Annotated in this window: 8 protein-coding genes; 5 read left to right on the top strand and 3 right to left on the bottom strand. The window is 59.9% G+C overall.

Going from position 1 to position 13,809, the window contains the following annotated elements; all coding sequences use genetic code 11:
- The first annotated feature begins 70 nt into the window (after window positions 1-70).
- Both QMX88_RS09810 and QMX88_RS09805 read left to right on the top strand, forming a co-directional pair.
- Entirely contained in the window at window positions 71-364 is a 294-nt protein-coding gene (locus tag QMX88_RS09810) for a type II toxin-antitoxin system HigB family toxin (RefSeq protein ID WP_192171176.1), read from the top strand.
- Window positions 361-762: a helix-turn-helix domain-containing protein gene (locus QMX88_RS09805; protein WP_192171175.1), complete on the top strand. Its 402-nt coding sequence runs from the start codon at window positions 361-363 to the stop codon at window positions 760-762. Before QMX88_RS09810 ends, QMX88_RS09805 begins: the two co-directional genes overlap by 4 nt.
- Window positions 763-779: 17 nt before the next feature.
- Here the strand turns inward: QMX88_RS09805 and selO are convergent, their stop codons facing one another.
- The 3 genes from selO to QMX88_RS09790 are packed head-to-tail and all read right to left on the bottom strand — an operon-like array spanning window position 780 to window position 7,439.
- Window positions 780-2,243, bottom strand: coding sequence for a protein adenylyltransferase SelO (selO, locus tag QMX88_RS09800; RefSeq protein WP_282368699.1), 1,464 nt, complete (start codon window positions 2,241-2,243; stop codon window positions 780-782).
- 48 nt (window positions 2,244-2,291) lie between these two features.
- Window positions 2,292-5,660, bottom strand: coding sequence for a mechanosensitive channel MscK (gene mscK / locus QMX88_RS09795; RefSeq protein WP_282368697.1), 3,369 nt, complete (start codon window positions 5,658-5,660; stop codon window positions 2,292-2,294).
- Between the two features lie 36 nt (window positions 5,661-5,696).
- Window positions 5,697-7,439, bottom strand: a complete 1,743-nt coding sequence (locus QMX88_RS09790) for a potassium/proton antiporter (protein WP_192171172.1) — start codon at window positions 7,437-7,439, stop codon at window positions 5,697-5,699.
- A 264-nt stretch (window positions 7,440-7,703) separates the two neighbouring features.
- Here QMX88_RS09790 and QMX88_RS09785 point away from each other — a divergent pair, with 264 nt between their 5' ends.
- The 3 genes from QMX88_RS09785 (at window position 7,704) to QMX88_RS09775 (ending at window position 13,777) form a co-directional block, all read left to right on the top strand.
- Window positions 7,704-10,295 carry a dermonecrotic toxin domain-containing protein gene (locus tag QMX88_RS09785; RefSeq protein WP_282368695.1) on the top strand — a complete coding sequence of 864 codons (2,592 nt, stop codon included), beginning with the start codon at window positions 7,704-7,706 and terminating at the stop codon, window positions 10,293-10,295.
- Between the two features lie 96 nt (window positions 10,296-10,391).
- Window positions 10,392-10,865, top strand: a complete 474-nt coding sequence (locus tag QMX88_RS09780) for a dermonecrotic toxin domain-containing protein (RefSeq protein ID WP_282368694.1) — start codon at window positions 10,392-10,394, stop codon at window positions 10,863-10,865.
- On the top strand, window positions 10,748-13,777 hold the full coding sequence (locus QMX88_RS09775) for a dermonecrotic toxin domain-containing protein (protein ID WP_336620220.1): 3,030 nt from the start codon (window positions 10,748-10,750) through the stop codon (window positions 13,775-13,777). The genes QMX88_RS09780 and QMX88_RS09775 overlap by 118 nt, the downstream gene beginning before the upstream one ends.
- The last annotated feature ends 32 nt before the right edge of the window (window positions 13,778-13,809 follow it).

Below are 13,809 nucleotides of genomic sequence, written 5' to 3'. Positions count from 1 at the left end.
TCCGGCTATTGCGGTTGGTGATGGTCGGATGGGTAGCTAGGCTGGATATTGCACGCACAACGGTAGGGAAATGCACGTCATCACTGAAAAGCGAATATGGGAGGCAAAAAAGAAATGGCCACAATCGGCAACGGCTCTTGACGCTTGGTACCGCTTAGTCAAAGCATCCAGGCTGAACGATTTTAGTGCGATGAGAGCGATGTTGCCCTCGACAGATAAAGTGGGAAGATTTCATGTTTTTGATATCGGCGGGAACAAGATCCGGCTGATTGCGTCGGTTAACTACTCAGCACAGCGGCTGTACATAAAGCATGTGTTCGACCATCGTGAATACGACAAAGGTAAATGGAGGGATGAGCAATGAGCGCGCTCATTAAACAGGCTGCGGAGCACTGGCATCACTTGGCGCCATTACTGACTCGGCCTGAAACGGAAGCTGAATATGATCTGCTTGTCAGCGGGCTCGACGAACTGTTGGAGATCATCGGAGAGGATGAGCAGCACCCTCTGAATCGTCTCGCCATATTGGTCAGCGAAATGATTGAAGCCTATGACCATGAGCATCGGCCCATGCCTATGGCCTCAAGCGCCGAGACGCTGCGTTACCTGATGCACGAGCACAACCTCGGCCAAGGCGACATGCCTGAAGTAGGGACGCAGTCCGTCATTTCCGAAATACTCTCAGGCGAGCGCCAGTTGAGCCTAAAGCAGATCCGCAAGATTTCGGAGCGTTTCGGCGTGCCGGTAGAGGTCTTTATCTGACCTCAACTCACCCCCACTCACGACGAACAGCTGATCTCCAGATGCTTCCCCCAATCCGGCGGACGCTGTGCATAACTTTCCATTCCGGGCTGTTCGTCGAACGGCTTGCACAGCACCTGATGCAGGCGGCGGACTTCGCTGTCGTCGCCCTGTTCGGCCGCTTCGATGGCGCGTTGGGCCAGGTAGTTACGCAGGATGTACAGCGGGTTAACCGCGTGCATGCGCGTGCGGCGATCCTCTTGGCTGGACTCGGGCTCGCGGGCGATGCGGGCTGTGTAGGCGTCGGCCCAGGCGTCGAAGCCGAGCATGTCGACGAAGTCGTCGCGCAACTTTCCTGCCGCGACGTCGGCTGACTCCTCCCCCAGATGGCGGAAAAACAGGGTGTAGTCGACGCCGCTGTTTTGCATTAGCTGGAGCAACCGCGCGATCAAGTCAGCGTCATCGTCTTCAGCCGTTGTCAGCCCCAGCCGTCGGCGCATTAGGTCCAGGTAATGCGCCTGATACAGCGGCAGGAACAGGTCCAGCGCCTCACGCAGAGCCTCGACGCTGACGAAGGGTGTCAGCGCCTGGGCAAGCGCGCTGAGGTTCCACTGGCCAATCGGCACCTGGTTGCTGAAGGAGTAGCGGCCTTCGTGATCGGAATGGTTGCAGACGAAATGCTGGTCGAAGTCATCCAGAAACGCGAAGGGGCCGAAGTCGAAGGTGATGCCGAGAATCGACATGTTGTCGGTGTTCATCACGCCATGACAGAAACCATAGGCCTGCCATTTGGCGATCAATTCGGCCTGACGCTCGACGATCACGCGAAACATCGCCAGGTACGGCTCTGGCTGTTCCAGGCATTCGGGGTAGTGCAGGGACAGCACGTGATCGGCCAGTTGCTTCAGCTGTTCCGGCTGTTTGGTGTAGAAGAAATACTCCAGGCTGCCGAAGCGCACGTGGCTTTGCGCCAGTCGCAGCACCATCGCCGCGCGCTCCTGGGTTTCACGCCACACCGGGGTGCTGGAGCCGATCACGCAGGCCGCGCGACTGGTCGGGATGCCCAAGGCATGCAGGGCTTCTGAGGCGAGAAACTCGCGGATCGACGAGCGCAAGACAGCGCGACCATCGCCCATGCGCGAATATGGCGTCTGCCCGGCGCCCTTAAGGTGCAGGTCCCAGTGTTCGCCGGCGTCGTTGTACACCTCACCGAGCAGCAAGCCGCGGCCATCACCCAGGCGCGGGTTGTACGAACCGAACTGATGACCGGAGTAAACCATCGCCCGCGGATCGGCTTCGGCCCACAGTTTGTGGCCGCTGAAAATTTCAGCAAAAAGAGGTTGTTCTGCCTGAGCGAGGTCCAGATCGAGCAACGCGAGGGCGGCTTCGCTGGCAACCACCAACCGCGGGTCGGCGATGGGCTCGGGCAGCACGGTGGTGGAAAACGCATCGCCCAGACGGGCAAAGCGATTATCGAAGGTCAGCTCGTCGAGGGCTTTCAAGGGATGCCTCCAGCAGAATGTCCGACCATTCTGCTGGGTTTTTCCCGGTCAGTCGAGTTTGGCTTCGGGCGGCTCCGGTGCATCTTTTGGCGCCGGGGGCACGGCAGCGGGCGGTGTGATGGTTTTCTGCTCGGACTCGATGGGCACCATCTTGTACTCCTGTCCCTGCATGTTCTTGAGGTAAACCTCCATCTGCCGGAACGAGATATTGATGTGCTGCTTCTTGAATTCCTTGTTGATGAACCGGTTGATTTCGTCGAGCACCGGGTTGCGGTCGCCCAGGTCACGCACGTGCATGCGCAGCTCGTGGTCGAGGGTGCTTTCACCAAAATTGAGGAAGTAGACAATCGGCTCGGGCTCTTTCAAGACCCGTGGATTGTCACGGGCGGCCTTGAGCAGCAGGTTGCGCACCAGATCCAGATCCGAACCGTAATCCACGCCCAGCTTCAGCGTCACGCGGGTGATCGTGTCGGTCAGCGACCAGTTGATCAGTTGCCCGGTGATAAACGTCTTGTTCGGGACAATGATGTCCTTGCGGTCGAAGTCGGTGATGGTGGTCGCGCGGATGCGGATCTTGCTCACCGTACCCGACAGTGCGCCAATGGTGATCGTGTCGCCGATCCGCACCGGGCGTTCGAACAGGATCATGATCCCGGAGATGAAGTTGGCGAAGATCTCCTGCATGCCGAAACCCAGGCCCAGCGATAGCGCCGCCACCAGCCATTGCAGCTTGTCCCAGCTCACGCCGAGGGCCGATAGCGTGGAGACGAAACCCACGCCGACGATGGTGTACGACAGCAACGTGGTGGTCGCGTACGAACTACCTTGTTTGAGGTTGAGCTTCGACAGCACCAGCACTTCCAGCAGGCCCGGCAAGTTGCCGGCCAGCACGAAGGTAATGCCGATGATCACCAGGGCGCCGATCAGGTCGCCGAGGCTGATCGGCACCATGCTGATGTTGGCGCCGGTACCGCTGGTGTACTCGTACAGCGTGATGTTATCGAGGTACGAAAACACCGAAATAAGGTCGGCCCAGACGAAGTAGAGCGCGCCGATGAAGCCGGCAATCAGCGCCAGACGAATCAGCCGCAACGACTGCTGGTTGACCTGCTCGATGTCCAGCGTCGGCTCCTCGATCAGCGTCTCGCCTTCGCCGGCTTCTTTCGCGGCCTGACGTTTGCTCAGTGCGCGCTGGTACGCCAGACGGCGCGCGGCGACGCTCAGCCCGCGTACGAAAGCGGCTTCGATGACCAGCCACAGCATCAGCAGATACAGCGTGTCGATCAGGCGATCACTGAGTTTCAGCGCCGTGTAGTAGTAGCCAAAGCAAACGGCGACGAACAGCGCGACGGGCAGGGCAGTGAAGGCCAGACCGACGGCGCGGCGAAACAGCGAAGCGCTGCGGTGGGTCGGGCTGGTGAGCAACAGGCGCGCGAGCAGCCAGGTCATGAGCGCGTAGCAGGTCAGCACCACCGCGATGCCGATCACGTCGTCGGCCAGTGCTGAGGGTTCGTGCTCGGCTACCGCAACCACCGTCACCAGCGCCAGCACCACCAGACCCAAGCGCCGGATCCAGCCGCGCAGGAATTCAACCTGCGGCTTTTCCCAGCGGAAGTGCAGTTGCGCCACGCCGCCCGGCGCGAGAATCCGGTAAGCGGTGTAGAACACCAGCCAGGCCAGCGCCACTTGCAGCAGTGCCGAACCCAGATTGACGTTCTGCCCGCGGGCGTCGATCTGCAACGCGAACGCGCATACCGCGAGGGTCAGCGACAACGGCATCGCCAGCAACACGTTGATGAAAATCGCCAGCGGCGTCTGCCATTGCCGGTCCCGCTTGAAGTGGCCGATGTCGGCGTGCAGGCGATTGAGCTTGTCGTACAGTGCCTTGCGTTTCCACATCAGCGCGCCGATCACCAGGAACAGCGGCAGGAAAATCAGTGGGCGCTGGGTCAGCCCGTCATACAGTTCGCTGACACTGGACGTCCAGGGCAGGGTGGTGACCTGTTTGACGAGTCGTGGCTGGATGCGCTCGAACCACTCCAGGTCCAGCGGCTTGTTGCTCGGAATCCAGAACATCTGCTCATCAAGGGTGGCCCGCAGGCTGTTGGCTGTGCTGACCAGCTGCTTTTGATTGAGCTGCAGGGTGATGGATTCGTTGAGCAGCGCACTCAGCTCGCGATTCAGCCGCTCCAGCAGGTCGCTGCGCGTGGTGGCCAGATCAAGCAACGTCTTGCGCAGTGCGGGTGTGACGTCTTCGGGCTTCTGCGTCGCCAGCAACGTGTCGACGTAAGCGCTCGGACTGCTCATCTGCTCGCGCTGCTGATTGACCTCGAATTGATACAGTCGAATGTCGGCGATTTCGTCGGCCAGGCCGCTGTCGAGCTTGAGCTTGGGCAACGACTGCTTCTGTTTGTAGAGGATTTTCGACAGCAGCAGACTGCCGCTCAACACGTTGATCTGCTCGTCTAGCGCCTGATCGGTCTGCGTGATGGCATCCAGTTGGGTCTTGGTCTTGAGGTTCTGCTGGGTCAGCTCGTTGAGGCGGTCGGTGCCGCGCAGCAGGTAGTCGGAAAGCTTGAGGTTGGCCGCGCTTTCACTCGCCAGCAGGCTGCTGCCGCCGGCTTTCTGCGCTTCAAGGGACAACTGCGTCACGGTTTCCTGGGACTGGGCGCGACGCTTCTCGTTGATCAGCGTCTGCAGGTCCTGGATTTCCTGATCTTGTCGATTGACCTTTTCCGTGAGCAGATCGCGCTGACTGCCGCCCAGGTCCTGCAACTGGCTGTTGCCGGCGAGCTCCTGACGACGCAACGCAATCAACGCGTTCAATGAGGCCTGTTCAGCGTTCAACGCGTTGCGCTGGTCGGCGTTGATGGTTTTGCCGCCGTCTTTGCCCGACTTTAGGATGCCATTGATGGCCTGAATGCGCGTCTGGCTGCTGCTGATCTCGGCCTGGGCGCGCTCGGGCCGGGTTTGCGCGGTGATGGTCAGGCTGTTGGCGTCGTTGAGGGCTTTTTGCAGGTCAGCCTGCTGGGCGCTGCGCTGGCTCAGCACTTGCTCAAGCTGCGGCACGTCCAGATTGGCGTAGCGCTGGGTCACCGGAATGACTTTGCTGGCCTTTAGCTTGGCCAACTCGCGCTGGTTTTCGGCGGTCTGGCGGGGCGCGTCGGCAAGCTGCTTTTTCAGGTCCTCCAGCTTCTGCTGATTGTCCTTCTGGCTGGACAGGAACGTCAGCGTCTGTTCCAGCACCTGCTGCAGCGCTTTCTGGTCGTCAGGGGTCAGTTTGCGGTCGGCGATCTTGTCCAGACTTCGCTGGACGGCCTCGCTGGACAGGGGAGGCGTATCGGCGGCAAGCGCCGGTACGGACGACAGGCAAAGCCCAAGCAGGGCCGAGGCAAAAAAGTTACGCAGCGTGAACATAGACACCGGGTCGAGCGAGCAGAAATGGGGGGCAGTTTAAAGGAACAGCGCGGGCCCCGGGCTGCTTCCTTCGGGGAATCTGACGCCCACTTTGAGGATCTTGTTCCCGTCCATAACCGCGACGGTCCAAATAGTTCCATTCCATTCGATCTGGTCGCCCACGATCGGCGCACCGCGATTCTTCTGAATGATGAACTGACTCAGCGGCATGCCCGGGTCCAGCCCGTCGAGTTTCAGACCGTAAAGTGCCGCGACAGCCCCCAGCTCAGCGTCTCCCTCGAGCACGAAGTCACCGAAGAAGCGCAGATCCAGACCGCGCTGCGGCGCCTGGCTGAACAGCTTGCCGAGGGCGGGAAGGTCATGTTCGTGACCAATGACGCACAGCAGATCGCCGACTTCCAGCACCGTACTACCCGACGGGTGGAGCAGTTGCTGGCCACGAAAAAGGGCTGCGATCCGCGTGCCTTCGGGCATTTTCAGCTCACGCAACGCGGCGCCGATGCACCACTTTTCGGCGCCCAGGCGATACACGAACAGCTCCCACTCGCTGGTGACATGCACTTCCAGCGCTGCGCGGGAAATCGGCGCCGGATCAGGCGGCACCGTCACTTTCAGCCATTTCGCCACCCACGGCAGGCTGGTGCCCTGAACCAGCAGCGACACCAGCACGATGAAGAACGCGAGATTGAAATACAGCTGCGCATGGGGCAGACCGGCCATCAGCGGGAACACCGCCAGAATGATCGGTACGGCGCCGCGCAAGCCCACCCAGGCAATAAAGGCTTTTTCGCGGCCATGGAACACCCGGAAAGGCAGCAGGCCCGCCAGCACAGACAACGGCCGCGCCACCAGAATCATCCACAGCGCCAGGCCCAAGGCTGGCAGCGCGATCGGCAGCAAATCGTGGGGCGTGACCAGCAGGCCCAGCACCAGGAACATGCCGATCTGTGCCAGCCAGGCCATGCCGTCGAGCATGTGCAGGATGCCGTGGCGGCTGCGAATAGGCTTGTTGCCCAACACCAGACCGCACAGATACACCGCGAGGAAGCCGCTGCCGTGAATGGCGTTGGTCAGTGCGAAGACGACGAGACCGCCGGCCACCACCAGAATCGGGTACAGGCCGTTTGCCAGATTAATCCGGTTGACCAGCTGTAGCATTATCCAGCCGCCGCCCAGCCCGATGATCCCGCCGATGCCGAATTCCTGAACCAGATGGCCCAGCAGGCTCCAGTGCAGGCCGGTCTGGCCGCTGGACAGCATGTCGATCAGCGTGACCGTGAGAAATACCGCCATCGGGTCGTTGCTGCCGGATTCGATCTCGAGACTGGCGGTCACGCGTTCGTTCAGGCCTTTGCCGCCCAGCAGCGAGAAGACCGCAGCGGCGTCTGTGGAACCGACGATGGCGCCGATCAGCAGGCCCTGAATAATATTGAGGTCGAACAACCAGGCGGCGACCATGCCGGTCAGCCCCGTGGTGATCAGCACCCCGACTGTCGCCAGGGACAAGGCCGGCCAGAGTGCGACCCGGAAACTCGCCACCCGCGTGCGCAGGCCGCCGTCGAGGAGAATGACCGCCAGCGCCAGATTGCCGACCAGATAGGCCGTCGGGTAGTTATCGAAGATGATGCCGCCGCCATCGACGCCGGCTACCATGCCGACGGCGAGGATGATCACCAGAATGGGAATGCCAAGGCGGGAGGACAGCGAGCTGACCAGAATACTTGCACCCACCAGCAACGCGCCGATCAGGAACAGGCTGTTGATGGTCGTGGCATCCAAGGGCGGTACTCCAGAAAACGAATTCGAACAAACGAGGGCGCGAACTGACCATGCAGTCCGCGTGCCAAGGGATTTAACCTGTTGAATTGCTTGGCTGTCAAAGCGTAATTCCAGATGGGCAGGCTAATGGCCGTGCAACGGGCCTGTTACTCGCAGGCCGCTGATCACATCCGTTCCCGGATGACAGCAGCAATACATATTTATGCCAGCCCGCGCTGCCAACTCTGATCACCTCTGGCTCCTATTTCAGGAGAAGTGATCATCATGAACGTACAAGCCCACCCATTACCCGAATCGGATGAACGTCAGCTCAAACTGATAGCCAGCCGTTACGTCATCGACTATCCCGATCTCAATGCACTGGCGAGATCCGCTGCCCAGAGCATTATTTTCAGACACACGGGTAAGCATCTGGACCCCGATCGGGTGTATTGGCATCGGTTCTCCAGTGCCAGCAGCAGTTCGCGCTCCTTTACCGGATGGAAGCACGCTGGCGCTACGATGGAATCCATGACGATGACCGAACTGGTGATTCGTCGTTTCAACGCAAGCGAGCAGCAAGCCCCCGACGAGCTTGCGGTGTATGGCGGTTTCTACACCGACGGTCCGCAGCATGGCTTTTATGACGAACGGAATGAAGTGCGCATGCTCCCGACAGAGGTGCTCAACGATTTCTGGGCCCTTGATTTCACTGCGGGCTACCGCCGCAGGATGGACAGGTTCTGGGCGCAGCACGGCGACAACTTCTGCGTGCTTGCCAAGGTTCGCTACCTAGCGTCTGCAGGAGAAGGCCTGAGCAGAAACCAGCTGTCAGCCACGGATTTCGAGATGCTGCGCAGCGTCCTGGCGACCGGGCCGGGGCTTGTAACCCTCGCGCAGCTGCGTGAGCCAATGCCTGTGACGTCAGCGGTGTCGGTGTTTTATCTGGAACTGGGCGCGTTCAAGGCTCGGGACATTCTGCGTATCGTCGATGAAAACGGACGTCAGATCCTGTATGTCTGCGGTGCGCAAACGCCGTTCTACTGCTTCGATACCCACCACCAAATGTACGAGTGGTTGAAGGCGCAGTTCCTGTCCATCAGAACTCGGGCGGTCTTTTGCGCCCGATTTCTGCATTCGGCGAGTGACTGGGAGACGCACCGCGCTGCATTCCAGCGCGATGTGGCTCGGCTGCTGAGCAATGATCACGACGACGCTGGAGCCAATCGCCTCCTCAATCGCGGAACAGAGCCGATCTCGGGTGATCCGTTCGTCTACCTGCGAGATGTCGCCCGTCATGACATGACCGCTGACGCCGCCACCCTGCTGACCGATAACAGCGACCTTCGCAAGCAGATCTGGCTCGGCTACCTGAACGCCTTTCTGTCCGTGCTCGGCAATCTGGCGCCGCTGGGTTGGCCGCTGGCGTTGGCTGTGGTGGGCGCGAGCCTGATCAGCACGGGGTTGAATATCGATCAGGCGGTCAACGGTAAAAGCGCCGAACAACGCAGGCGAGGTATTTTGGGCGCCATCGCCAGCGCTATTTATCTGTTCTTGAACCTGCCGCTGCTGACGCGCATGGGGACTGACGTGCGGGAGACCATGAAGGCATCAAGGCCTTTGGGGCTGGATGCAGGCGCCGATGCGATGCCGGCTCTCCTGGCGACCGATCCGTTGTCGGGCATGAGCGACAACGTCGTCCTCGAATCGCTGGCGCCCGTGTTGGAGGAAGGGCCCTACCAAGGGTCATACCGGCTGAGCAGTGGCGAAGCATGGGCGGTCATCGAAGGGCGAGCGCATCGTTTGAACTTCGATCAAAGCCTGGACAGCTGGGTCATCATCGATCCCCAGAACCCGTTTGCGTTCCATGGCAGATGCCCGGTCCGCTTCAGTGTGCAAGGCGGCTGGGAACGGCTTCCGATCCCGGGCTTGTCTGGCGGTGCACCCATGGACGCCGGCGCCGTGACGATCAGTCCGCCGCCCACGACGGCCATTGCCAATGTGCAATCGGCGTTCTGGGATCGCTTCATGCAGCTCAACCTGTTCGATGAGCAGCTTTATTCGGAGGCGGCGCTGGCCCGGCAAAAGGCAGTGGTCGAGGTGTTCTGCATGGAGCCCGAAGAAGTTATCGCCACCGATTCCGAGGGTGAAGACGTGCATTTTGATGAGTGGGGGGCCAAACATCGCGTGTTCAAGACCGCGGACGGTGAATATGTCGGTGCTTCCATCAAGCATTACACCCATGAGGACGATGCGTATAACCGGTTCTTGCGAACCGGCGTGGCGACCTATTCCGATCAAGTGGCGCTGGTGCAAAGGCTTGCCGAGGACGTCACCACGCTGGGGTACAACAATGACGTCGCGCTGTATCGAGGCGGCAGCGGGGCACGTGGTACGTCGGGCGCCTTCTTCCGTACCGGCGACGTCAGCGTGGGCGATGTGCTGGTCAACACCGATATCACCTCATTCAGCGAAAACCCCTATCAGGCGCGCACCTTTGCCAGCAGTCAGGGCGGCGCCCATGCCAGTGCCACGAGTGCGCCGATCCGCTTTGACGACACCAGCGTGGTGTTCGTACTGCCGGAAAAACAGTACTTGAGCGCAACCCCGATCGCGCCGTTCTCTGCGAGTCCGGAAGAGGCCGAGGCTATTTTTTTACCCGGCCACTACTTTCAGATCGACAGCATCGAACACGTCATCGGGACGTTCTACCGGTTCATGAAAGTCCAGCTGCGTGAAGTCACCGGGCCAGTGCCGGGCCGAAAATTGCTCGACATGCGGACCGCTGAGCCTTTCAGTCGCCAGGGTTATGTGGCGCGATTGGGAAGTGCCGGGCGGGTGCTGGTCGATCGTTTCTTTCCGATTCAACAACCCTGAACAGCCTGCACATTTCGTAAGCAATAATTATCTATGGCCGCCCTGCGTGCCTGTCGGTGGACTCTACGGACTCACTCACTGACAGGATGTCGGGTTATGAAAGACAGAAAGGATACGACCGCTCTGGAGCGCAGGGCTGACGAGCTTCGGCGCAGTCGCGACATGTCGCGAGTCTCGGGCTGGCGTCACCAGAGAGGCGAGGACTGGGAAGACAGTGGCTGGAACGAGCCACGTGTGCCGCGCGACGAAAACGGGTGGCCCATCGAGCCGGCGCCCGGGAACGAAGTCGACCCTGACGCCATGCTGCTGAGCGACTGGCTCGATCAGCAGCACGTCAGCTACGAATCGCCACGTGAGTATGCACGCACCCAAGCGCAAGCCTATCTGTTCCAGCATGTGTTCGAAGAGACGGATCCGGACGAACTGCTGATGACCACGCTGTACATCAATCAATGGGAGAAGGAACCGGGCCGGGCAAAGGTTGCTTATTCCATGACCCTGACCGAGGCCTTCATGCGGGACTGGCAGCAAAACGGCAACGGACAGTTCTTCATCATCTCGGGCACTTGAGTCCTTACAAGGAAGGCGGATATCCGGCGCGCGTCGTTGAGGGACGCCTGGACCTCGGACCGTGCCGGGCCTATGAGGCGATTTATCGCAAGACCAGCCCCCAGCGCTATGACAGATCGACCCATATGGCGATCAATCCACAGGACTTCAAACGATATGTGTGGGACTTCGATTTGCAGTCCCACTATCAGGAGGCGCTCCAGCGCTTCTGGCATCGCCATGGTGATGACTACAACCTGTTGATCAAAGCTGCGCTGTTGAAATCCGCTTTCGTACAGCATCAGGAGGGTTCCCTGAGCGCTGAGGATAAAGAGCTGGTCTTGCGAGCGCTTGGCCTGACGCCGGATCAGACCTGGGACGCCTTGACGTTCAGAGCATTCGCCGACGCGCCTTTGCCCCATGACGTGACGATTCGGGAATTGATTCTGTATCGGTACGTCGCCACTGACATCATCGTCATCAGAGACGAACACACCGACAGGCTGGTGATGTACATCCCTGGCAACTCGTCGCCCCTTCACGCCTTCCAGCATCTTTCCGAATTACGAAGCTGGATTGCGCTGCAGTGCCAGGGGCCACGTCGAAGGAAGGCCCTTGAAGGGCATTTCAAGGTGGAAGACGTCGCCGACGGTTTCACCTACACCGGACTTCACCAGACCCTGGCAGGACTCGCAGCGTTTCCGCACAAACTTGACGTGAAAACGGGGCATTGGGACCCGGCGAAGATCATCCATCTCGGCGATGCCCTTTCACCCTGGCCTTTTTCCCACTTCAAATACAACGTGCAGAGCCGACTTGAATCCGACGGCAATCAACTGATCCGTAGCCAGGCGGATTACAACAAAGAGATATCGGCGGAGGTGTTGTACTGGGCCGTAACAGTGACCGGTGTTGTCGCAATGGCGGTGCCGGCGCTCTGGATTCCACTGGCCGCAATGTCCGTGGCGCTGGTCGGGCTTGGCATCGATGAGGTCATTGAAGGCAGGACCCTTGAAGAGCGGCAAGACGGCGTGGACCGCATTGTGTTCGGCGTTCTAAATGCGGTACCCGCTGTCATCGGCGGAGCAGCGGCTTCGAGCAGGCTGGCGGCGGCTGCCACCCGTGTGGCGGAAGAGACGGCCTCTGATGCTGTGGATGAAATCGGGCAAATGATTGCTGATCGAAGTCCCGAGGAAAAGGCGGTGGCTGTTCAGCAGCAACAACGAGCGCAGACTGAAAGTATTGAAGAGGAACTGGCGCAGGCGAGCGAGTCGGCGAGTGATCGCCAGGCACGGCTAAGTCAGGAAGAGCGGGATCGCATCGCGCTCAAAGCCCATCGCATCAACACGTACGACAGCATCAAAGCGTTTGGCGTGGAGCCGGAGGGTTTGCGTTCGCTGCAGCCGGCCCTGAGAGCGTCACTGGCCCGCTTCGAATACGGGGCCGCGCTGGGTGACATCCCTGGCGCCTGGCAAGTGGACGACCTTGGAGCCGTCTATAAAGTCGAGCATCCCGCCCCCGGCGAGATAGCTTACTTCGCCCGTGTGCACGCGAAGGTGTATCCGGTGGAGCCCGTCGAGAAGGTCGGGCAGTACCGCATCTTCTCGGCGGAAGATCCGCAGGTGAAGGGGCCCTACGTTAAACCCACCAGCGGTTTCTATTCCGACATTGACCTGCGTCCCGGCCTGCGCGGCGGCGCCAGTTTCATTGAGGAATCGCCCCGGACGGCACTGCCGGGCGAACGGGGTGAAATCACACTCACGCGCGCCCAGCCACCCGTGACGGTCGAGATCCCCATGGACGGCATCGAAATGAGGTGGGTAGAGAACGAGGAAGGAAAGCAGGTACTTCGATATTTCGCCAACAACGTTCCTGAGGGGACCAAGGTCGCTTACAACGCTGAGGTAGCCTGCTGGGAATCGAGTAACGAGCGGTTTCTCTGGCTGGACAATAAGGGCCGCTGGCGCACAGGGACCGAGACGGATTATCTGAGGGTCAGGGATAACTTGAGGGCAGGGGTGCGTGACGTGTTTTACACCTTCCGGCGCCTGCCGGGTGTTCCTGCCAATGCAGAGCCGGTCGAGCAGATGGTGCACCAGGTCTGGCTGGGCCGGCGGTTGCCGAGTGAATCGCTCATCGAAAACATCAAATCCAACATGCGAATCAGTCCCGAGCTTAAGTTCACGATGCATGTGGATATTGACGACACGGCAGAGGTAGAGGGTCTGTCCCCTCAAGCGCAGTTGCAGCATGCGTTCGCCGACTTTCCCAACATGACCATTTCCAGGCTGCAGGATGAGCCCTTATTCGAGGGCTTCATGAACGACCCGCACACCTCGACAGCGTTTTCTTGCTTTCGCCGAGGAGAATTGGAAAACTTCGCCGCAGCCTCGGATATCTTGAGGTATCGATTGATCAGGGAGTACGGCGGCATCTACATGGACTGCGACGACGTCATCGGTCGCTCATTCTCGGGAGCCGAGCTGTTGGCGGGACCCCATGACGTGCTGGTGGGCGGCACACTGGAAAGCCCGACGTTGTCGTTCAAAGGCCCCGGTAACAGTCATTTCGCCAGCCGCCCCGGCAATCCCGTGTTCAGGGAAATGGAGCGGGAAATTCATACCCGGTTCACCAGACAATACGCCGCCCTTGAAGCGTTGACGTCTTCCCGACATCAATCCAAGGCGGCGATGACCGCCTACATGACGCAGATCTCGGAAGTCACGGGGCCCAGGTTGTTTCTGGATGTACTCAAAGAAACCCGGCCGGATTATGCCGACCTGCTCGACGACGGGTTCAAAATGGATACCAATGTCTATGCGTCCGAATACTACAAACGCTTGAATCGGGTAAAAGAGTTTTATCGCCCGTTTGCTTCACGGTTCAGAATCTTTCCGGGCGCCGAAAACTCCTGGAAGGCACCAGGGGCTTGAATCAACGCTTAGCGCGAGCGAGTCGCTGCGGC

The sequence above is a fragment of the Pseudomonas sp. PS02290 genome (assembly GCF_029960075.1).
Lineage (GTDB): Bacteria > Pseudomonadota > Gammaproteobacteria > Pseudomonadales > Pseudomonadaceae > Aquipseudomonas.
Note: the sequence above shows the minus strand (reverse complement) of the source record. Positions and strands in the feature narration are given on the sequence as shown.